This is a genomic window from Stygiolobus caldivivus (assembly GCF_019704315.1).
Classification (GTDB): domain Archaea; phylum Thermoproteota; class Thermoprotei_A; order Sulfolobales; family Sulfolobaceae; genus Stygiolobus; species Stygiolobus caldivivus.
In genome coordinates, this window is the sequence record NZ_AP024597.1 from 1,610,504 (window position 1) to 1,632,865 (window position 22,362).

The following is a 22,362-nucleotide window of genomic DNA, read 5'->3' on the forward strand; positions in this document are numbered from 1 at the left end:
TTAAAGCCTAGGGTTTCTACAGCTTTGGGTTCGGCTCTTCAGTCTCATAATCCTCTCCCCCGGCCAAGACCCTTTGGACCTCGGCGTAGAGCTGTTCCATCCCCTCTAGTGTCGTAGAAGACACCGGTACGGGGAAATTGTCTAGGTTTTCTACTACCGTTTTGACCAGCTCGAAAGAATATTCGTCCAATACTCCCATCTGGTCTATTATCCTACCTTCGTCCACCCAGTCTTTCATCTCTTGTAACTCTTGTGGTGTCAGTAAGTCGGCTTTAGATAGGACTAATGCTTGGGGTAAGTCTAGCCTAAATTTGACTGAGCTAGAAAGTAAAAGTAGGGAGACGAAACTCCTCGCTTCTTTACTCAAAAAAGAGTCCAGTAGAAACAATGTAACAGACTTATTCACGTCGCTGATCAGCCTTGAAAGTATCCTCCCCGTCTGTCTGTAGGCGAACAACTCTATTTGCCCGGGCGTATCTACCAGTACATAGTTCGCCTCTATCTCGTTAAGTTCCTCCTTCAGCTCCTTAGCCTTAGTGAGTAAGAGGTCTACTGAAGCTACAAGTGCTGAATTGGGGCCCAGACCGTATTTTTCCATTACTTCCAATGCGTCTACGTAGTCCCTGACGTCTAAGTCGGGTTCGTACGGCAAAGTCTCAACGGCGGGGTCGAGGTTTATAATCGCAGTATCTAATTCATTCCCGTTTAGGTATTCACTAAAAGCTTTCACCAATGACGTCTTTCCGGAACCTGCAGTCCCCAATACGAAAATAAAATACATTAAAGCATCACGTTTAATCTTAAAAGCTACTTACTCACTTAATAGTTTAATGATCATTATAGGAGGTACAGCAACTAACGGGATTGATGAAAGAGTGTCGAGGTTACTTAATTTAAAGTTAATAAAAGTAGAGCATAAAGTCTTTCCTGACGGTGAATCCTACATCAGGATACCAGAACAAATAAACGATAAAGAGGTAGTTTTGATCCAGTCACTCTACCCACCTCAGGATAAGCACTTAGTAGACTTATTCCTCATGATAGAGACCTTAGCCGATATGAAAATAGAGAAGATTAACGTAGTCGCACCTTATCTGGCTTATTCGAGACAGAACAGGAGGTTTAAAGAGGGGGAAGCCGTAAGCGTAAAAACCGTACTGAACTTAATTAGAAAGAGCGGTGCTACCTCCTTAGCAGTAGTTGAACCCCACCACTATGAAGAACTAGAGTATTTTGACGGAGAGACTAGAGTAATCGACCCGATACCAGATATAGGCAAGGTAATCTCAGAAAAGACTAAAGGGCCGCTTGTCCTAGCCCCCGATAAAGGAGCCTTAAATAGAGCTAAGAGACTTGCGGAAATATTAAACACTGACTATATGTTCATCGAGAAGGAGAGGGACTTAAATACTGGTGAAGTAAGGGTAAAGAACTTACCTGAACTCAAAGTGAACGGCAGGGACGTGGTCTTAATTGACGATATTATAAGTACGGGGGGCACTATGGTACAAGCTATTTCAATGGTGAAGAAGCAAGGTGCTAAAAACGTTTATGTATCAGCTGTCCATGGCCTCTTTATAGGAGATGCGTACTCTAAGCTAATACAAGCCGGTGCATCAGAAGTCATAATCACCAATACTATACCGCAAGACCCGAGCAAAGTATCTGTCGTAGACGTATCAGATGCGATAGCGAGGACAATATGAACTACGCGTATTTGAACCTAGATAACATTTTTTTAGCTTTACATGAACTCAGGAGTTTGATCCACGGTACTGAAAAAGAATATTATTACGGCGTAGCACTTTACGACGGAAGTGAAAAAGTAGCCGAAAAGTCAGGGACGATTAAGAAGAGTGGTGTAGTCTTAGCCATGTCTACTGACGTTAAGGACATAGTAGACCAACTACGGGGCCACTGTTTTTCGGTGGACATTGACGTACCGATGAGGGAGTATAAAAATTACGCAAAAGGCGTTTACGGTGAGGTCGTGTCCAGCATAAAGACGTCAAAGAAGTGTGATAAATTAGACCTGATAGTTACTGAAGGCATGATTATCGCAGGAAAAAGGGCTTCGGAAAAGGACACATGGTCTCTAATTTCCCACTCTAAAAGGCCCTATACCCAGTCCGGTTCCCTAAACCCCGAGTTGGGGAGGGTCATGGTAAACTTGTCTGAGTCTTCCCAACAAATATTAGACCCTTTTGTGGGTACCGGGACGATCATGATAGAGGGTAAATGGCTAGGGCTAAACTGTATAGGTAGTGACATAGACCCTTCCATGGTCTACAAGACGTTATTTAACTTGAAGCATTTTAATTACGACTGCGAAATCCTTCAAGCTGATGCCACATTTCCGCCGATGAGAGAAACTGAGTCTGTAGTTACAGACCCGCCCTATGGCAGGTCTTTTTCCCCTAAGGGATTATCAGACTTATATGAGGAATTTTTTTATAGCGTCGTGGAACTGGTCAGGGGAAAAGTAGTGTTTACTACGGATTTCAAGTTCGACTGGCGTGATGCCTTAAAAAGCTCTGGATTTAAAGACATCCAAATACACACCATATATGAGCATAAAAGTCTGAGTAGGGCTATTTACGTGGTAACCAAATGATAAAGGTATATTTTATTGGGACAGGCGGGGGTGCACCTAATAAAAGAGGGTTACCTGCATTATTATTACAAAGAGAAGGCTTATATGCTCTCTTTGATGCTGGAGAAGGTACTCAACAACGCTTAATCGACTCTGGACTGGGTTTCATGAAGATTAGAGTAATAGGGATATCACACCTCCACGGAGATCACGTATTAGGGTTGCCCGGGCTGTTAGAGACTATGGGAATGTATTCTAGGAGGGACAAAATAACCCTATTAGGCCCGTCGGGGCTAAAGGACTTCTTATTGGAAGTCTTTTCAAGGACACACTTCCAGCCCAATTTCAGTATCGAATTCAGGGACAGCTATGAAGACGCTGACGTAAGGATAACTAAATTTAAGACGTGCCACGTGATAGAGTCTTACGGTTTCCTATTTGAGGAGAAAGAGAGGATTAAAATAGACGCAGAAAAGCTCAGGTCTGAGGGGGTAAACGATTGGAAAATTATCAGGCTATTAAAGGAGGGAAAACGGGTAGAGATCGGTACTAAAGTCCTTATCCCGGAAGACTACTTGGTAAAGAAGAAGGGGGTCAGAATAGCTTATACCGGTGATACCGCACCGTGCGCCTCTGTAATCAATTCCGTAAGAGACGTAGACCTTTTGGTCCACGACTCCACCTTCCTTGACGAGAAAGAGGCACACGACTACGGCCATTCTAACAGTAAAGACGCTGCCGAGGTCGCCCTAAGGTCGAACGCGAAGAGACTGGCCCTAATACACATAAGTCCCAGATACGACGATGCTACACCCCTCCTGAAAGAAGCCCTTAAGGTCTTTGAAAAAGCCTTTCTCCCTGAACCCTTTTCTTATTACGTCATTAGGGACTAGAAAAGTTATTCTTGTGGGATAGGGTTTTCCCATAACGGGACTCCCTTAGCTGTCTTAGGTGTGAGCCAATCTATGACCGCTTGTGGGTCATCGTACTCTATCCTGACCTTTATAGGACCGAGGGGGGACTCGTTTTCGTTATCCACAAAAGATATCCTCCTCACTGCAGCGGCTTGCTTATTCAACATGAAAGAAATGCTATTACCGCTGACACCTTTGTAGAGGTACTTTCTGGCAGAATCGAGTATCTTCTCGTCACGAAGTGCCCTGTGAAACCTCAATAAGGACTTTAACGTCGACGACTCCCCGATAACTACCAAAGAGATACCAACTTTCTCTTCCTTAATCCTCTCGAAGTCAAAGAAGTTGAGCATCGCTTGGAGCACTTTATCTTTATTCTCAGATGGCCTTACTTCGGCCTCAACTATTATCCTAGTCATATTAACCTATTTACTAAATCTTCCGCCTCTCTCTTAAATTCCTCTAGTCCTTTATCGTTGACTAAGACGTAGTCCGCTAACGCAATTACCGTACCGATCCCCATTTGGAGCTCTTCAAAGTCCCTTTTCCTAAGACCTTCCATCGTGAGCGAGTCGTCCCTCCTCCCCCTCCGTAAAATCCTCTCATACCTGACTTTTGGGCTGGAGTGGACATTAATTATCACTACTTCTCCAGCTTTCTTAAACTCCTCGATCTCCTCCCAATTCCTAACGCCATCAAAGACTACTACTTTTTCCGAACCATCTAGCTTTTCTAAGCACATCTTGGCCACTACGCCTTTTCCGTGTGAATTACGCATTCTAAACGCGAAGTCCATGAGCCTTTCTCCTTGCTTCGCTTCTTTACTATACCTCTCCCTGAGTACATCACTCATAGTTATTACTTTAATCCCCTTCTCCCGGAAGAGGTTAGCTAACTCTCCCTTTCCCGAACCAGGCATACCGGTTATTGCAATTATTTTAATTAGTGACCACCTACAACCTCATCAAAGGTGTTTTAAAAATTGTTGAGGTTATTCATCGCAGTTAAAGTACCTCAATTACCGAAAATTACTGAAGCACTAGACGCCTTGGGGAGAGTGGGAGCTGACGTAAAACTAGTTGAACCGTGGAACATCCACCTAACGCTAGTCTTCTTGGGTGAACTGCCCGAAAACAAGCTAGACTTGATAAAGGACTCAATGGACGCAGTTAGCTTTTCTTCCTTCAAGGTAAAGTTTTTCGGTACCGGGGCATTCCCAAACTTGAACAAACCGAGGGTACTATGGATAGGGCTTAATGAAGGAGTTACTCAATTGAGGCAACTCAGAGGAGAGTTATATAAACAGCTGGTCTCGAGGGGTATAAGGCCTGAAGACGAAAAGGAGTTTTCCCCTCACTTAACGTTAGGCAGGATCAAAGGGCCCAGAAATGTAGTAAACTTAGTCCAAGTCCTTAATGAGTACGCCAGTACGGACTTCGGAGAAGTGAACGTTGAAGAGGTGACCCTCTTCAAAAGTACGTTAACTCCAAAAGGGCCAATATACGATCCTTTATACGGAGTGAGGAGTATTGATAGAAGAGGAGGTACTGAAACGAATAAAGCCAGATGATGTAGAGAGGCATAAACTCGAGAAGATACTGAGTAACGTAATGGACAGGTTAAAAGGGTATGAAGCTGAGGTAGAAGGGTCATTTAGAAAAGGGACATGGCTCAAGGGAGATACTGACTTAGACGTTTTTGTCTTCTTCCCAAAAGAGGTAGGTAAGGAATACTTAAAGGAAATGGCTATAAAGGAACTAGTATCGCGTTTTTCCGACTACAATTACACTATTGCGTATGCGGAACACCCTTACTTAATGCTCGACGTAGAGGGAGTCGAAGTCGATATAGTCCCAGCTCTCAAAGTCCTGAGCGGTAGTGAAGCCGTTACTGCGGCTGACAGGACTCCTTTCCATACGAGGTTTGTGACCCAACACCTCGATGAAAAAGGGAAAGACGAAGTGAGGTTATTAAAAAGGTTCTTAAAGGGTATAGGGGCTTACGGGGCAGAGATCAAAGTCCAGGGCTTTTCAGGTTATGTCAGTGAGCTCTTGATAATCCATTACGAGACTTTTAAGAACACTCTTGCAGAAGCTTCTAAATGGGTACCGCCGGTAAAGGTGTACTTCACGGAGCCCGCTAGGGAGTTTACAGAACCCCTCCAGATACCAGACCCGGTAGACCCTAGGAGGAACGCAGCCTCAGCCGTATCCATGGAAAAATTGGGTCTGTTTTCATTAGCATCAAGGTATTACTTGAAAGAACCATCTATGGAGTTCTTTTTCCCCAAGGAACCGCACTACGATAAAATAAAGGGGGACATACTACTCGTAAACGTAATATTAGAGGAAAATGTGGTAGAAGATATCTTATGGGGGCAGGTCTGGAGGAACGTAGATAAAATAAGGAATATACTTACTGAAAGGGGCTTTAGAGTGATCGATATCAGTGCGTGGGGGAACAATGAGAAACTGACTATTGCTATACAGCTGGAGAGTAAAGATATCGGTAAATATTACCTCAATATTGGCCCTTACTTTTATCAGTGGGAGAGCATAGACAACTTTGTCAGAAAAAACGAGAACATCTGGATAGGTAGGGACGGCAGGCTTTACTCGATTAAGGAAAGAAAAGAGACTGATGTAACAGAAATAGTAAAGTCAAACTTATCTTTTAAGCATAAGTTCAAGCTAGAATTAGAATGGGTTAAAGAGGTGAAGGGAGACCCATGCCTGATGCGTTTCCTGAGAAAGTCTCCTCCTTGGTTAAAGTAAGGGAGATCATATACCCCTACTATGACAAGGGGATAGAGGAAGAGCTCCTAAATAACGGTGTAGAGGAAGTCTTTTCCTTCGGGAACACGCAGTTGGGTAAATACCGTGTGATAGGAAAGGGTAAAAACGGTATAGTCGCGTATATGGGGGGAGGTAAAGTAATTAAGATAAGGAGGAGTGATTCACCTAAGGAGAGCCTTAAAGTTGAGGCAAAGATACAGTCCTTAGCATACCCCGTATCACCCAGAGTATACAGTTACGGCAAAAATTTTATAATCATGGAATACGTCCACGGTAGGCACTTATCTAAAAGCGAAAGTATTGACGTGATCATTGGCTTGCTCAGGGCAGCAAAAGAATTAGAGGATAAGAAAATAGAACACCAAGAGCTGGTAAGACCTTATAAGAATGTGTTAATCAGCGACAAGATTTACATTATAGATTATGACGATGCTACCATAAAAGAAAAGGCCAGAAATGTTACTTCGGTATTGTCGTGGTTAAAAAGGGTAGACCTTGCGAGGAAGTATATAAAAGGAGCTACCATTGAGGATATAATCAGAGAACTGCTGGTATCTTTTTCTTAGGCTTTATGTTGATATCCTCTAGGTTTGGTACCGTTATTTCATGACCGCATCTAGGACACTTTCCGCCATAGATGAGTCTTATCTCTGAAGGTGTCCTTACTCCGTAGAAGTCTTGTCCTACTTTTTCAAATTTATACAAAGTGTGCCCACAGTTTTTACATGAGTATTTGACCGGTATCTTTACTCACCAGATATCCTATTTGCACTCTATAAATATATTTAGGATGCCATGTCTTACCTTAACAGTCTTATGAAGAGATAGTTAAAGGAGTGCTATAACTAAGTGAGGGAGAGTTAACCGAAAGTATTAGGTATTACAAATGAATTCATTTATATATGAGATATAATCAACTTTTTAGTGCACAACAACATAACAACTATATGGGGCCGTAGTCTAGCTTGGACTAGGATGCCAGCCTGGGGTTAAAACCCCAACCACCAGATCGCTGGTGGTCCCGGGTTCAAATCCCGGCGGCCCCATATTAGGGGGATACCCCCTAAGACCCCCACACCTCCACTTTCTTTCATTTTTAGATATGATTCGACTACGTCAATTAAGGGGCCCACATAAGTTTCCCTTACCTCACCGTTTATCGTTTCCAATTTATAGACATAATACTGCCCTTTCCTCTCACGTATAATTATGTCGCTATATTTATAACGCGTCTTATCTCTCGTTATTTTCCATCACGTATTAGGGTTGCTAAAATAGCTTTATAGTTATTAGCAACTCGTTAATTTTTGCTATATTCATTCGTCAAGTTGAAAGAATACGGCAAAGAGACATTTATTGTAATAAAATACACATTTATGTATTTTATAACTGCCTAGGATTTATCCCGCTAATCTGGTTGTGAGGACCTTCATGCATCCTTTGCTAATTATAATATCCTCTGTTAAATTAATATAATTCAATGTACAAATAATACAGTCTCGAAAGATTATTCTATGTAAATTAAGTTATTAACCCGTCATCCTACACTTTTACACTGTTCCATGTATTGATATTGCCTTGTATATATTCAGTGACTATAATCTCACTCCATTAGACAAATGGAGATCACAAAAGGGCCGTAAAAGACCCAGAAAGGGCGGTATAAAAAATTTTACTAATTTTTAGATATTATTTATGCTAAACACTTATCAATATTATTTTATCTAGTATTCAAATTTTTCCGATTTTCCTTCTATGTCATGAACGGATAAAGGTTAATTCCCTGTTGCGGATCGTTAACGTCTCCATTTTAAATTGAAATATCCTCCGTGGAATTAGTATAATTCTATGTATAAGTAACCAGAGGTATGTTTAACATCATAATTTAATTAAAGTTAAAGCATCCCCCCATTACCCATCTTATCAGCATTTTAGTATTAATTTTACTTGACGTATAATAACAGTTAAAATAGCTCAATAAGACAAACTGAAATTGAAATCTATCTGTAATCAACCCCTTGTTGCAGTTCTCATGAAAAAGACTATATCATGCTCGGTCATTTTTCTCTCTCTATGACCACCATGATTATGGCTAAAGAAACGATGAATAAAACTAGAATCACTAAGGCAGTGGTCAAGTTGATACTTAAACCATCAACTGTTGAAGTTACAGGTAGTATGGAGTGTACAATAGTAGAGTTAGCGTCAGTAGACGTAGTGTCCGTAATAACAACATTTGAATAACTTGACAAGTATACAGTATAAATTTGAGGCTCAGAATGGTATAGAGCATTCCCCGCAACTATCTGAACTCCTGTTTTCCCCGGAGTAAGGGGAACCGTTACGTGGTTTAAGGTAGTGTTTTCAAATAACGTGCCGTTAACATAAACCAGATAATATGTAGCGTACGGCGTGTCTGTCCAATTCACGTTAAGTAGATTGCCTTCAAGGGTAATTTGTACTTGAGGTAAAGGTGGAACTAAGTAATAATTAACTAATAAGCTAGTGGATTGGATGCCAGCTTGGTTAACAGCCTCTAAAGTAACGTTATAAGTCCCGAAAGGCAAGTTGAGAAGTATTGAATAATTTGAAAGGCTTAGATTCTCCAACATTTTACCATTTGAGCTTACGATTAGTATAAATTTTGAAGGTTGTGATGAATTCCATGATAACAATAACCCGTTAACGAGTCTTGTAGCTACTAAGCTTACGTTAGCCTTGGTAATTGCCACAAATTCTACTTCGGCCGGACTACTGTTCCCGAATTCGTTATACGCTATCACTCCGACCCTATAAGTAACGCCCGGGGTTAAATTGGTAAAAGTGTAAGAAGAGATATTACCTACGTTCTCCTCAAAGCGTAAGTTTCCCCCCTCAATGAATAGATAATACCCCTCGATAGGGAACCCACCGTTAAATGTAGGCCTCCACATCACAGTGGCGTTCTTATCTCCCAGTTTTACTTTTACTAATGGGGTGTTCGGGACTGAGAAAGGAGTTAGAGTAATAATTTCTGAAGGTGTACCATTTCCTACTTTATTAAAGGGAATAATCTGAAAATGATATGTGACCCCATCGACCAAATTACTAAAAGTGTAAGAAGTAGAGTAAGTAATTATTGAACCTCTCTGGCCGTTATTCCCCCAGTAGTTAATATAATACCCAGATGAGCTATTATCGTCCCAAACTAACGTAACCGTTCCGTTACCGGCCGTGTAATAGACTAAGTTAGGTCTAGGTGGGGGTAGTTCTATTTTTATGCTCTGAAAAGCGTTGGTAAAGTCCTGAGAAGGCAGTTCATTACCTCCTACTATATATAGAGTATCACCAACTTGAACATAACCGCTATACTCAGTAGGTACACTCTCGACAAACCCAGGGTAATACCAACTTCCATTATAATAATAAGCCACTACCCCCGGATCGATAATCCCGTGGTTAAAGAAATATCCCCCTACAATATAAATAACACCTTGTTGATATCCTAATGCCTCACCCTCGATCCCCGAACTCAAGGGAGTTAATTTTACCCAAGAATTATTAGCCGGAAAATACTCGTATACGCAAGCTGTATCGTCTGCATAACCTATATACCCACCTACCACGTAAAGTACTGTCCCGTTAAAGAAATAACCTGAGTCAGATAGCGGTTGAGGAGTTTTACCTATAATCTCCCACTGACCGGTCTGGAATGAATAGACTTGAATTAAGTCAGAAGGTGGAGATATTGTAAATCCCGTGAAATTGGCTCCCCCTACCACATAGAGTTCATTATTATACACGAATACGATTTCGTTGTACACTGGTCTAGGCATTGAGTTTGAAACGACAACCCAATGATCACCTTGGAGCTTTAATACTCCCCCAAATATATTCGTGAAATTAGCCCCCCCTACTACGTATAACGAACCGTCATAAACTACAGCCCTAGCCCCAGCTAGGGCAAAGGGCAAGCTTGGGCCTTGGACCCACTTCCCGTCCGAGTACACATATACGTTAGGCACTGGATAGGGCCCGGCCGTATTTCCCCCTATAACATATATGGAGCCGTTATAATATGCTACAGCTGGATCCTGAATAGGTATAGGAAGGCTTTGCAACTCATTACACTCAAAGGCCACATTGGAAGAAGATATAAGTATTGTTAAAGGACTTAGTATTAAAAATACGAGTAATAGACTTATAACCCGTTTCCGCATTGGTAAAGTTTAGCTAACCGCATATTATAAAATCTCCCGTAATTTGAACTCTAAATGTAAATGTTATTTTTAGGCAAAATCTTACTATTTAATCAAAGATTTTAGACACGACGTAATAAGTCAAGTTCTGCATCGCCATCGATAATTTTAAGAAATACGGATCTATCAATAACTTTGACGAAACGTATATTTCTCTCTTACCAGACCGGATAGCTTTAACTACAGCATTAGCTACTTTTTCTGGTTCTACCGCGTATTTGTCGAAAATACTCTCCTTTACGTTTTTAAATGAGTAATGGGAAGTAAAATTGGTTTTAACGGGGCCGGGGTATATCCCACTGACCTTGACGTTGTATTTTTTCATTTCGGCCCAGAGCGCATTAGTAAAATGAGCTAAGGCTGCTTTTGATGCGGAATAGACTATTAGCTTTGGTGACGCGACATAAGCTGCCTCTGAGACTATATTGACAATACTACCGTTTCGCCTCTTTACCATATCCGGTAGGACGGCCTTTATAAAGTATAAAGGGGCGAGGAATAGAGTCCTAACCATGTATTCCTCTTCTTCTAACGAGGTCTCTAGGAAGGACCCGTATATACCAAACCCTGCATTATTAACTAAGACATCAATTTTTCCTAACTTTTCCTTTACTTCATTTATAATCCTGAAGTCTTCGTCCTTATTAGTTACGTCTGCCTGGTATATTAGGTCTCCTACCTCAGGCTTAGACCTTGAGATCGAGACTACGGTATAACCCAATTCCTTCAGTTTCATCGCCGTGGCTTTTCCTATCCCTTTACTCGCCCCAGTAACTACTGCGACTTTAGGCTCCTGCACAGATATAGACTTACTTGACTAATCAAAAACTTTTACCCTAATTCTACAATTGGTAAGCTTTCTTAAAGTTTGACTCTATCACCCTTAGAAGTTCATCCTCATTGACTCCTTTTAACTTAGCCAATAAGGGTATAACGGCTGGGATATCTGTGGGCTCAAGCAATTTACCCCTATACTCATATCCTCCGTCACTTTCCGTAATGATGATGTCCAACGGGGCTTTTTCTACTACCCTCTTGTGTTTTTGTTGAAATGTGATTGAAGGGTTTACTGTTATATAATACCCTGCCCCTTGTATGTCTTTAAGTAGGTCCTCTGGGCCTGAATACCAGTGGAATATCGCCCTCTTAACTCCGGCTCTTGTCAGTACGTTAAATGCGTCCCTCCACGCGTCCAAAGCGTGGACGTTAATTAACTTCCCTGTCTCTGAAGCCTTTTGGGCAAAAAAATTGAAATAATTACTCTGTAGTTCTTTAGGTGCTTTCGCAAACCGGTAATCTAACCCCACTTCACCTATGAAGTCAGCTTTGTCTACCATACTAGAAACGAGCTCCAGTTTCTCCTCATGGACTTTCCAAGGGTGGATCCCGACACCAGCTAAGATGCTCTCAGATCTCAGGCTGAGGGTCTCCAAGGAAGAAGATGAGTCCATAGAGACTGCAGCTATTACAAACCCGTCATAATGTTTCTTCAGGTTAGAATAGTGGCAATGTGCGTCATAATACCGGGGAGGATTCATAAGAATATGTTAATGATAAAAAACAAAAACCTTTATGAGTATGTTACGATGTCTAGCCAAACTGTACTGGATATATTCAAGACCTCTATTTTAACCCCATATGAGATGTTCGATAAGGTAAGGTTTACCTCAGTCTTCCCTTGACTGACAAAGATTACGTCACTGTCATTAGCGTTAAGTAATTTAATTACGAATGGGGCGTGAGACGTAGAATAAACTGCTATATTATAATGGTTACTGATAGGCTGAACAGTATAGGTATATGTGAAGTTAGAGGAATTGGTACACAGAGTGATACTTACGTTTTTTTGTATAAAATGAGAGTAAGAGATTTTCGTAGTATTACTTATTTTATCTATACGCTCTGTAAAAGTCGTGGGTATTGATATAACAAGTTTGCTACCTTGAATCTTTATATAATTATAATAAAAACCCAAGGTTGTAAGGGACACCAGAATAACAAAAAGGATCCCGATTATTTTACCTATCATACTAAAGGGCTTATACAACTCTATTTATAAATTGGATTTCACCTTATTACCCGCTCGGTGCCACGTAAGTAAGGTTAAAAATACTATCAGCAAAGAAGCATAGCCCATTATTAACCCCCATTGTGTAGTAGACCTAATACCATAAATGCTAACTAGGTACCCCATTAATATACTCCCTATACCTCCTATGATACTACCTAAGTTATATGTCAAACCCGTCATCGCACCTCTTATTTCTATCGGTACTGATTCGACTATTAACAGAGGTGCTAAAGGCCAAAAACCGGTAGAAATAGTATATATTATTAAACCTAGTCCGACATATCCGTTAACTACTCCTAGCATAAGCGGTAATCCTACCATTTCACCTATAACTCCCCCCATTATTAAGCTCCTTTTGCTTATGTTATCGGAGATCCTTCCAAACACTATGAAAGATATCCCTAAAGCGATGTTTGATACGGTCATTAATATCCCTACTAAAGACTCTGAAATCCCCAGAGAGGAAAGGAATTCAGGGTATACTGCAAATATTGAGTAATACGAGAAGAACATACCGGATATAACTATAGTAGACCTAATTATGACGCTAGCATAGGGCTTTATTTTGACCTTATTTCTCTTTTCCGCAAATTTTGTGACATCACTGACTTTAGCAACGATATAGGGGATGAGTATTAGGGGTAAGGCCCCGGTAAGTAGGAATAGTCTCCAATTATCATAGAGGTACAAATAGGCTACACCAGTTAATGCATACCCTAACCCATATCCGGCTTGGACGATACCGTTTATCAGACCTTTCATAGACGGAGGGGCGTTTTCATATGCTATCACAGTCCCTGCAGTCCATTGTGCACCCATAAATAGGCCTTGCATAGCCCTAGCAAAGAGCAATACGAAAGCGTTGGGAGAAAATGCCATTAGGGCTTGAAACGACGCATAACCAGCCGTACCTATGTTTAATACTATCTTCCTGCCTTTTATATCAGCTACCTTGCCGAATGTGTAGCCACCTATAACCCTAAAGATAAGACCTAATGCAAAAAGTAGCGTGCCTATCTCTGTATTTACTCCCAAGCATTTAGAGAGGTCATTGTATACGTAAGTAATAATCAATAGGTCATATATATTACCTGCCCAAGCAAAAACTGAGGCAACTGTTGAGTGTATCCACCTTTCCATAACCTTGTTAAGGCTAATTCAATACTTTATTTGTAGAATTATAAAAAATGTAAACCATGTTTAAATTTGTTAATGGCTAAAAACGGTCTATGGGTTAAAGATTTAACTTTGACTAGGATATTCCTCACGTGGAGATAACAAAAAGAGAGCCGTTAGCCGGTAACCTTGCCCAGTTACTATTGTTCTTTTCAATGCTCCTCGATAGTAGTAACGCGTATCTGGACTACTCGTACTCGATAACCGCACTTTGCCTACTATTAGCTGGAGGGATTATACTTATTACCGGAGTAAAACTAGATGATAAAAGGTCATATTATCTAGTTTTAATCGAATTATTCTCTATACCGGTAGTATATTTCACGATTACTTTTAACCCTCTATTTCTACTGTTTTACATCCCTTTATTCCTAGGCTTTAAATACGGTTTTAAGAGGGTTAGTCTGGTCCTCCTCTTCGGGATCCCTCTCCTGTTTCTCCCTGATAAGACTTTTTTCGGCACCGACGAGATCATGATCGGGTATTATTCAGCATATCTGTTTTTACATCACCTAAACCCGTATAATAATACGTTAACAGCTAACGTGTACCAGTTCTATCACATAAATTACGCTAAGTATATATTCGGGACTCCTTACACTACCGGGGGATTTGTGACCAATCTAGATTACCCCTCATTGTTCTTCTTGATAGAAATTCCCTCAGTAGTTTTAAAAATATCACCAAATTATACAATTCTCTTCTTTTACCTTTTAACAGGCTTATTAATGTATTTTTATACTGATAATATGACTTTTTTGTTTTTTATCTCAATATATCTACTTAATTATAATTATCTACTCTATCCTCTAGGCGGTGTAGATGATATAATCTGGGTGTTCTTTGTCCTGTTGTCGTTTACGGTAAAGGACATTAGAATAAAGGGACTTCTATATGGTTTTGCAATTTCTTACAAGCAAGACCCGTTAGTCGTCCTACCTTTCTATTTGATGAGGCTGAATGGGAGAGAGGACAGACTTAAGTTTATCCTCTATTCGGCTCTGTCTTTTTTCCTCCTCAACTCTTATTTTATCCTTTCCTCACCCGTGCTCTTCTTTCAGGACATACTTACCCCGTTAAATGGGGGTTTACTCCAAATTGGCTACGGGATAGACTTACTTTCTATCACTAACTTATATTATCTTTACCCACTATTCTTTATAATAACACCGCTTCTAATTATTATTATAGGTATTTTGTTAAATAAAGTCAAGTGGTACGGCATAGTTTACTTTGCCTTTCTTTTCTTTTACAGAGTCCTATGGAATTATCTAATTTATTGGCCCTTCTTCTCCTATATAGAACCTCAAAATAGTATTAACAAGAAAGAAAATAACACTAAAAAAGGTTCTTTTAGCAGAGAAAAGAAAAGAGACTTATCCATTATATTTATCGCAATAATATTAATATCATTTTTAGGAATATTTTTCCATTTCAATTATATCTCTTACTCTAATTCAATTAAAATAAGATTAATCAAAATATTTGAAGGAGGAAATCACATATACGGTTTTCTTCTAAATGTAACCTTTGTTGGAAAGGGAGAAATTAAGCCTTTATTCAGGATATTACTAAGTTCTCCTACTATATCTGCTAACGGTTTATTGTGGTGCTCTAACTCTACGTCACTAAGAAGCGGACAGAGCGAAATTGTATACATTTATGCGCCCTTTGAATTCTTGTATGTAAATGTTAGTGAAAATGAAATTGTGGAAATAAATGCATACTATTCAGATTACCAAGGTTTTATACAACTAAGGCTATAAAAATTGTTTTAAGGTAAATTTTTGTCTAATAATCTTACGAGTAATTTAATTATTTTAAGATAAATTGTTCTCTCTTTTAATAGTATCGAAAAATCATTTATAGTACTATATCATGAAGGCATCATGAGATAAGGTTGAACAAGGAGACGGTTACAATATTTATCCTTTTGCTTTCCTTAGGAGTCACTGCACTCAGTGTTTTCTATTATTACAATATAGGTACGTATAACTATGTAGGGAGCTATAACGGGTATCCACTTTATTGGTACACTCCGTTTCTACCTGCTGTTGTGGTCTCCATAATATCTTTCACATTAGGCATACTCCTTGTATTTACCTCACTGAACCCAAGTGAAAAAAGGCTTAAAATAAGCCTTATTTCAGTATTTGCATTACTCCTTGTAAGCCTTTTAGTAGCGAGGTTCTCTTTTGGGTTCTCGACGGAGAAAATATTACTGGAACTACCCTCGCCTACCGATGCACAGTTGATCCAACTATTAGCTTCTAAGTCGCTATTGGATGGACATAACCCTTATACCGAAAACTTCGCAAGGCAAATGCTTTCGTCTTTAGCTCCTCAGCAATACACATGGATCTTTAAGTCCGGTACTAATAATTATACACCTTCTAACATCATAGGTTTCGTCCACGTATTCGACTACCTTCCTTCTGCTGCTCTATATTACCTCCCCGCAGTAGCTCTAGGTATTCCGGCAAATATATACAATTCCATTATCTTAGCTGTAGGATCTGCTTTAATTTTTCACAGACTTAAAGGTAAAAATAAGGCGCTATTCCCCCTATTGTTGTCCTCTTTTATGTTCATATACTTCGCTCCTTTACTTCTGTACAGAAATACTGCGGGGTGGTTAATACCATTCGTTATAGCTATCCTCTTCCCTGATAACCCACTTTTAGCAGGGGCTATGCTAGCGTGGGCTTCCACATATCGTCTATACGTACTTATATTTACTATCTTTTATCTAATACTGTTGAGTAAAGAGGGGTATAACGTAAAAGACACTATAAAATACGGTCTAGTCTTTGCGCTACTACTTGATGCCCCATTCGTCCTCCTTAACCCTACCGCATTTATTAACGACAACCTGATCCCGTTCTTAGCTAATTTCAGGCCTTATGATGGAGGGCCTGGACTGGTCTCTTTAACTTACTTCGGCATAACCATAGACAAAATATTTTACTATCTAGGGCTATCAGCGTCTTTAGTTATAGGATTAGTATTATCCCTAAAATATTATCACAAGCTAAGTTACGGGATATTGACATTCCCTTTAATTTCATTTTTCTTCTATTATAGACCTTTACCTTCTTATTACCTATACTTCCTTCCTCTTATATTTCTTTCCTATATATTTATAGTAAGAAAAGGAGATATAAACATAGATTTATCTAGCAATAGTTTAGCTAGGATATCATCCTATTCTCTAGTACTGGGTCTATTATCTATCATCTACATGTATGGTGTATACACATTTGGAGTTTTATTAAACCTGGAAATAGGTCTGTCCTTATTTATTCTCTTCGCCATTACCCCACTAATTATATATTTTAGAGACTTGGTTTTTAAAATAAACAGCTGGTTTATATTTATTATAATCGTTCTTGTTTCTGTAATGATCTTAGGTTTTATCCCCTCACAGCTCCACGGTACAAACTTTGTATTAATGGGACATGGCTATATCGGAGATGCTATGCTCCTACCAAATCTTGCCTCAGAAAGTATTATTAAAGGCATTAACCCTTATACATGCAATTTCCAGCAAATAATGGCTAGAGATCCTTATTTTGGTTCTCTGTATAAAATAATCCCCTATTCCGATGTACCTATTAACCTTACTTCCATAAATGCCTCAAAAGTCTTTACACCTTATTACACTCCTAAGGGCACATACATGTATTATGGTCTACCTACAGATAACGTTACATTTTATGACTATCCTCCTATGAATGCGATATTCTTAATACCTGCACACCTCCTCCATATCCCTATAAGGCTGTGGGAACCCCTGACTTATGAAGTCGCTATTACGGCACTGTTTTTACAGCTATTGAGAAGAAAGGAATGGGAAAAATCACTAGCCTTAGTGGTAATCATATTATCCGGTTATTTCGTCTCACTCTACGGCTTTACGTTTTTGTTGGACTCAACATCTTGGATAGTTTTCATAATACTAGGTATGGCATTTTATGACATCCCCTTCGTTTTTGGACTGATGACCGGACTTGCAATAGACTCAATGCCTCAGGCGATAGTATTATTCCCGTTTCTACTGATTTACGTCTACGAAAAAATGGGTAAAGACTACTTTAAACAATACTTCTTGACGGCGGTTTTATCAGCACTTTTAATATTGTTACCGTTTGTCCTGACCTATCCAGAGTCCCTATATCTCATGTTATTTCCTGTCATTGCTAAACTGCCCATGGCCGGGATAGGGATAACGACCCTATTAGGGACTGCTGTGTACCATACTGTTTGGCCTTTGTCGTCCTTTAAGCCGATACCTTATATAACACTTGCTATAACACTTACCTTAGGTTACCTACTTAGGAAGAGACTAGGAGAAGTCTTGATAATGCTCCCCATGTATATAATTCTCACTTTTACAAGAAGTTATCCAGAGTACTTATTATACTACCCATACATAGCCTTCTTGCTGTGGATAACTATGGAAAAAATGACGAGTTATCAGGGAATAAAAATAAGCAACAACAATATTTAGCCAGCTACGGCAGTAACTTTTTCCTTCTCTCTCACTGCAAACTTGTAGTTCTTAGTAAAGAGGGACCCCAGAAGCGTTAATAACATCATGGAAAACCCGAATATCGCAATATAATTAAATGCTGTAGACGAAGGCATATATCCCATAACTAGAATTTGGTTATTAAACATCATTACAATAGGGACTTGGTATGTCTGCATTAATGCCGTGGCGACTACAGGGCCTGCAGCACCGCCTATTGTCCTTAACAGTGTATTCATACCCATACCAGTAGTCCTGTACTGGTCTGGTAGGGATAGTGCTACCATGTTAACAAGGGGGAGGATTACAGCGACGAGGCCTAACGAAGATAAGAAACCGTCTACTAACACGTCTTGGGGCGTAGTACGGTACACCATTAATAACATATATGCCAGCATAGATAATATACTACCCATTATGAGGAGGGGCTTAGGGCCTACTTTAGGCATTAGCCTACCAAATATAGGCCCGAAAATGACCATACCGAAAGCTACCGGAGACATTAAGAGGCCAGACTGTATAATTGACAGCCCTAAACCGTAAGGTTTAGGGAGTTGCGCATAGTAGACCAAAAATATGAACACTGTAAACATACCGACCCCAGAAATTAGGCCTACAATATTTGCTACGGCGAAGTTCCTGATTTTAAAGAGGTCTAGCTTAAGTAGGGGTTCCTTAACCCTCATCTCGTATCCTATAAAAGCACCGAAGAACAGGAATGAGAGGAAGAGTAACATGAGGTTTTCCGCATTACCCCACCCTAATGTAGGGCCTTCCGTAATATAGACTAGTAGCATTACTGTGCCCAGTCCTATTAGTGACGCCCCGACATAATCAACCGATTCTTTTACCCTGTGACCAGTATGCGGTAAGTACTTTAGAGATATCACAAAGAGTATAAGGGATAATATGGCTGCTGTGTGGAACGCATAGGGCCAGCCAAGGTCTTCAACCACATATGACCCTATTAAAAGGCCTAATGCAGGACCTATGCCTATTGTAGCACTGAGGATAGCTTGTGCAAAAGCTACTTTTTCTCTGGGGTATAAGTCAGTTATTATCGCAATGGCTATCGGAAACATAGAAAATCCGACGCCTTGGATAGCCCTCGCGGCTATTAAGACCCAGATGTTTGGGGAAAAGCCTGCTGTGAATACTGCTATAATGTAAAAGGCTATCGCTATAACATACATCTTTTTCTTACCGTAAGTGTCGGCTAACTTACCCATCAACGGAGACGTAGCGGCAGCCACTATCATATAGGCTGAAGTTATCCACCCAGCTAGCGTGGTCGATATTGAAAAGTCGTTTTCGATTGTAGGAAGGGCTGGGATTACCATTGTCTCTACGTAGTTCACTATTAATAACATAGCTGAGAGAATTAGGAGAGTCCTTGTCTTCAAGTCCATAAAGAGTAGAGTGTAGTCTCAAAATAAAAATATTTCGATATATCTTTTTTACACCTAAGGCCACAAGTAGTCTACGCCTATACGATCGAGTGATTTTAGCCAGTTAATGAACTTTTTCACGTTCTCTCCTACAAATATTGAACCGTGTTGAGGGGCTATTACTTCGATGCTGAGTTTTTCTATTTCGCTTAACAAACGGGACAACGCTTTTTTGTTAGCCAGATACCTCCTATGGAACGCCTCCATATACTTTATATGTTCTTCAAAGTTATCTACAATTAAATACCACTTGTCTTCTGGAAATACGGCTGCACCTAAATCCCCAGAGAAATAGACTTTTGACTTAACATCGTAGTAATGGAAATTTCCTGGTGAGTGGAGAAAATGTGCAGGGACTGCTATTATTTCAGAGCTACCGAACTTTATCCTAGTCCCTTCATCTGGTATGTCTACTATCCTCCCCCTTACTTCCACACCAAGGTGCGGGACGAACCTCTCCCATAGCGTCGATACGTATATCGTAGCGTTAGGTGCTACGTCCATCCATAAGTTTAAGGAACCTATTACGTCCGGGTCTTGATGGGAAAATAATATGTACTTTATGTTTTCGGGCTTTATGAATTCACCTACGTTTTGAAAGACCCTCTCAAAGACAAAATACCCACCTGGATCGAGTAATATGCCCTCATTTCCGTCGGTAATTAAGTATTGGTTAGTAAGAACACCTTTCTCGTACTCTGACTCATCCAAACCTAGCCATATAAACTTGTGGTCACCATCTTCATATAAGGTGTAGGGTTTGTGAACCTTTAGTCTCGTACTCATTAAGATCATATTAGAATAGAGTATATTTAATCTATGTGTAAAAAATATAATTTTTGTCATGATCAGCTAGTCAGAATATGAATTTATACTATTTATACACGATTAATATTTCCTTAATCATAGTTAATTGAGATGTAGATGTCCTAGCCTTCTAACTAATTCTATGTGCTTTCCAAAGAACGTAATGCTCCTCCCATGACAGTTAAGTATTGGAGAAAACCCACAGAGGGCACCATAGTGAATGCCTTTAGTCCAATGACGAAAAGTAGAGCTATTACTAAATGCTCCTTTTCACACCTCATCGAGTCCTTGGTCTAGTTGAGGGCGAGCAGATAAACACTTAAAAGAGTTTATTATACTCATTAAGACGTTAGAGTACAGACGCCCATTCTTGTCTCCAACAAATGTTTCCGCACTATATTTATGGTTCTGTTGTACTTTATCAACTTAGCGAGTACAAGATAACTAAATCGGGATATCTTTACTGGAAGGCTCCGTTAACGGGGGGTTCAGATATCTTTTGCGATTTCCATTATTTTCAATAGGGTGTTAAAGGTTAATTATACAAGACGAGAGAGATAATAATACAAGGAAGCTAGTAGGGCAAGCAATAAGGGTATGACAATCCAATTAGATAGAACGTTAAACATAACTAGTTATTTGTCCGCGAATTATACTAATTCGGGAATGAATATTTTAATTCGCAATGGGGACATGGGCTACCCTTATAGTAGGAACTTAAAAAATTTGAAGGAAAATTTTTAAATTCAAAATTTTCCGTAATCCCAGAGTCGCGATAGACATTGAAGAAGGTGTTACCGGTCTATTTAATACCGTATGTATTAATAGGTACTTTCCTTTACTCCGTTACTAAGGACGGACTGGAGTATGCATCACCTCCTGTCTTCATGGAAATGAGGTACTTATTATCAGGTATAATCTTGTTCGCGATTACTAGAAAAATAATCATTAATAAAGACATATTCCTCTTAAGCTTATTCACCAGTACTAGTACCGCACTTTGGAGTTATGGACTCCTTTATGTACCGCCTTCGGAATCAGCTGTACTGAGTTATACTATGCCCTTATTCGCCATACCTATTTCCTTCCTGGTCCTGAGGGAGACGCCTAAGGTTAACGAAATAGCGGGAATAGTTGTTGGGTTTATAGGGGTATTAGTCTATGCTAGTTCCCTGACAGTATCGGTAATAGGTGGGACTTTAACGGTTATAAATGCAATATTCTGGGCTTTATTCTCAGTGTATTATAGAAAACTTAGGGATTATGACCATCTAGTAGTTAACTCTTCACAGTTCTTATTAGGTTCAGTATTTTTCTTATTACTCATCCCCTTTAACTATAGGCTAGACTTGTCTACACGGTTTCTATTGGACTTTTCATACAGCACTTTCCTAGGAGGTCTAGTCATGTTTTTATTGTGGAACTTGATGCTATCGGTAGAGAAAGTAAACAAAGTCGTAGTGCTAATATTTTCGATACCAGTCTTCAGTACACTTTTTGATTACTTTAGGGGTGTCATTGAGGTAACACCCGCAGTAGTAGGGGGGATGGGAATTATCCTCAGCGGGTTGTTTATATCTGAACTAGGTAAGGAGAGAAAGAGACTTGGCATACAAGCTAAAAGGAAATGAGGCGTAAAAATAAATTAATTAAGGTATTACACTACTAGATTAAGTAAGTGTGCGAATTGGTCTTTGCTGATAAATGATGACTGCACGTCAGGGCGAAACACTATACTAACGCGTTATAGTAGAGTCCAGCTTTGAACATAAATAGTAGTTATTCTTAA

At 39.7% G+C, this 22,362-nt stretch carries 20 protein-coding genes, 1 tRNA gene and 1 pseudogene; 10 read left to right on the top strand and 12 right to left on the bottom strand.

Annotated elements, in window-relative coordinates; all coding sequences use genetic code 11:
- Nucleotides 1-16: 16 nt before the first annotated feature.
- Nucleotides 17-781: an ATP/GTP-binding protein gene (locus KN1_RS07465; RefSeq protein ID WP_221286730.1), complete on the bottom strand. Its 765-nt coding sequence runs from the start codon at nucleotides 779-781 to the stop codon at nucleotides 17-19.
- Between the two features lie 49 nt (nucleotides 782-830).
- On the opposite strand from KN1_RS07465, the gene KN1_RS07470 reads away from it, so the two are divergent.
- The 3 genes from KN1_RS07470 to rnz are packed head-to-tail and all read left to right on the top strand — an operon-like array spanning nucleotide 831 to nucleotide 3,486.
- Entirely contained in the window at nucleotides 831-1,706 is an 876-nt protein-coding gene (locus KN1_RS07470) for a ribose-phosphate diphosphokinase (RefSeq protein ID WP_221286732.1), read from the top strand.
- Nucleotides 1,703-2,614, top strand: a complete 912-nt coding sequence (locus KN1_RS07475) for a TRM11 family SAM-dependent methyltransferase (RefSeq protein WP_221286734.1) — start codon at nucleotides 1,703-1,705, stop codon at nucleotides 2,612-2,614. Before KN1_RS07470 ends, KN1_RS07475 begins: the two co-directional genes overlap by 4 nt.
- Nucleotides 2,611-3,486, top strand: coding sequence for a ribonuclease Z (gene rnz / locus KN1_RS07480; protein WP_221286737.1), 876 nt, complete (start codon nucleotides 2,611-2,613; stop codon nucleotides 3,484-3,486). Before KN1_RS07475 ends, rnz begins: the two co-directional genes overlap by 4 nt.
- 5 nt (nucleotides 3,487-3,491) lie before the next feature.
- On the opposite strand, the gene KN1_RS07485 is transcribed toward rnz, so the two are convergent.
- A complete protein-coding gene (locus KN1_RS07485; RefSeq protein WP_221286739.1) occupies nucleotides 3,492-3,926 on the bottom strand; it encodes an RNA-binding domain-containing protein in 435 nt (144 codons plus the stop codon).
- The gene (locus KN1_RS07490; protein ID WP_221286740.1) at nucleotides 3,923-4,426 is read right to left on the bottom strand and encodes an AAA family ATPase; all 504 of its coding nucleotides are present in this window, start codon (nucleotides 4,424-4,426) and stop codon (nucleotides 3,923-3,925) included. Before KN1_RS07490 ends, KN1_RS07485 begins: the two co-directional genes overlap by 4 nt.
- 66 nt (nucleotides 4,427-4,492) lie before the next feature.
- Here KN1_RS07490 and thpR point away from each other — a divergent pair, with 66 nt between their 5' ends.
- Genes thpR through KN1_RS07505 form a run of 3 tightly spaced genes read left to right on the top strand, consistent with a single transcriptional unit; the run spans nucleotide 4,493 to nucleotide 6,868 of the window.
- Nucleotides 4,493-5,077, top strand: a complete 585-nt coding sequence (gene thpR / locus KN1_RS07495) for an RNA 2',3'-cyclic phosphodiesterase (RefSeq protein ID WP_221290592.1) — start codon at nucleotides 4,493-4,495, stop codon at nucleotides 5,075-5,077.
- Nucleotides 5,037-6,281: a CCA tRNA nucleotidyltransferase gene (gene cca / locus KN1_RS07500; protein ID WP_221286747.1), complete on the top strand. Its 1,245-nt coding sequence runs from the start codon at nucleotides 5,037-5,039 to the stop codon at nucleotides 6,279-6,281. The genes thpR and cca overlap by 41 nt, the downstream gene beginning before the upstream one ends.
- A complete protein-coding gene (locus tag KN1_RS07505) occupies nucleotides 6,269-6,868 on the top strand; it encodes a serine/threonine protein kinase (RefSeq protein ID WP_221290593.1) in 600 nt (199 codons plus the stop codon). The genes cca and KN1_RS07505 overlap by 13 nt, the downstream gene beginning before the upstream one ends.
- Here the strand turns inward: KN1_RS07505 and KN1_RS07510 are convergent.
- Nucleotides 6,840-7,007 carry a hypothetical protein gene (locus tag KN1_RS07510; protein WP_221286748.1) on the bottom strand — a complete coding sequence of 56 codons (168 nt, stop codon included), beginning with the start codon at nucleotides 7,005-7,007 and terminating at the stop codon, nucleotides 6,840-6,842. The two genes, KN1_RS07505 and KN1_RS07510, sit on opposite strands and share 29 nt — an antisense overlap.
- Before the next feature lie 244 nt (nucleotides 7,008-7,251).
- On the opposite strand from KN1_RS07510, the gene KN1_RS07515 reads away from it, so the two are divergent.
- A tRNA-Pro gene (locus KN1_RS07515) sits at nucleotides 7,252-7,348 on the top strand.
- A gap of 66 nt (nucleotides 7,349-7,414) precedes the next feature.
- Here the strand turns inward: KN1_RS07515 and KN1_RS15110 are convergent.
- From KN1_RS15110 to KN1_RS07545, 6 genes and pseudogenes are all read right to left on the bottom strand, one after another.
- Nucleotides 7,415-7,471, bottom strand: a pseudogene (locus KN1_RS15110) (putative integrase); the annotation flags it as partial.
- Nucleotides 7,472-8,359: 888 nt separating this feature from the next.
- A complete protein-coding gene (locus KN1_RS07525; protein ID WP_221286751.1) occupies nucleotides 8,360-10,402 on the bottom strand; it encodes a fibronectin type III domain-containing protein in 2,043 nt (680 codons plus the stop codon).
- Nucleotides 10,403-10,589: 187 nt separating this feature from the next.
- Entirely contained in the window at nucleotides 10,590-11,276 is a 687-nt protein-coding gene (locus KN1_RS07530) for an SDR family NAD(P)-dependent oxidoreductase (protein ID WP_258712651.1), read from the bottom strand.
- A 106-nt stretch (nucleotides 11,277-11,382) separates the two neighbouring features.
- Nucleotides 11,383-12,078 (bottom strand): TatD family hydrolase, encoded by a 696-nt coding sequence (locus tag KN1_RS07535; protein ID WP_221286754.1) that lies wholly within the window; start codon nucleotides 12,076-12,078, stop codon nucleotides 11,383-11,385.
- A gap of 32 nt (nucleotides 12,079-12,110) precedes the next feature.
- A complete protein-coding gene (locus KN1_RS07540; protein WP_221286756.1) occupies nucleotides 12,111-12,569 on the bottom strand; it encodes a hypothetical protein in 459 nt (152 codons plus the stop codon).
- Nucleotides 12,570-12,593: 24 nt separating this feature from the next.
- Nucleotides 12,594-13,751: an MFS transporter gene (locus KN1_RS07545; RefSeq protein ID WP_221286758.1), complete on the bottom strand. Its 1,158-nt coding sequence runs from the start codon at nucleotides 13,749-13,751 to the stop codon at nucleotides 12,594-12,596.
- A gap of 128 nt (nucleotides 13,752-13,879) precedes the next feature.
- Between KN1_RS07545 and KN1_RS07550 the strand changes: the two genes are divergently transcribed.
- Together KN1_RS07550 and KN1_RS07555 are read left to right on the top strand one after the other, a co-directional pair.
- On the top strand, nucleotides 13,880-15,553 hold the full coding sequence (locus KN1_RS07550; protein WP_221286760.1) for a hypothetical protein: 1,674 nt from the start codon (nucleotides 13,880-13,882) through the stop codon (nucleotides 15,551-15,553).
- A gap of 134 nt (nucleotides 15,554-15,687) precedes the next feature.
- Nucleotides 15,688-18,297, top strand: coding sequence for a hypothetical protein (locus KN1_RS07555; protein ID WP_221286762.1), 2,610 nt, complete (start codon nucleotides 15,688-15,690; stop codon nucleotides 18,295-18,297).
- On the opposite strand, the gene KN1_RS07560 is transcribed toward KN1_RS07555, so the two are convergent.
- Together KN1_RS07560 and KN1_RS07565 are read right to left on the bottom strand one after the other, a co-directional pair.
- Nucleotides 18,294-19,727 carry an MFS transporter gene (locus KN1_RS07560; protein ID WP_221286764.1) on the bottom strand — a complete coding sequence of 478 codons (1,434 nt, stop codon included), beginning with the start codon at nucleotides 19,725-19,727 and terminating at the stop codon, nucleotides 18,294-18,296. The genes KN1_RS07555 and KN1_RS07560 overlap by 4 nt on opposite strands.
- Before the next feature lie 54 nt (nucleotides 19,728-19,781).
- Complete coding sequence (locus tag KN1_RS07565; protein ID WP_221286766.1) at nucleotides 19,782-20,552, bottom strand: oxygen-binding di-iron domain-containing protein; 771 nt, start codon at nucleotides 20,550-20,552, stop codon at nucleotides 19,782-19,784.
- Between the two features lie 812 nt (nucleotides 20,553-21,364).
- Between KN1_RS07565 and KN1_RS07570 the strand changes: the two genes are divergently transcribed.
- Nucleotides 21,365-22,204 (top strand): DMT family transporter, encoded by an 840-nt coding sequence (locus KN1_RS07570; protein ID WP_225905820.1) that lies wholly within the window; start codon nucleotides 21,365-21,367, stop codon nucleotides 22,202-22,204.
- Nucleotides 22,205-22,362: the final 158 nt, after the last annotated feature.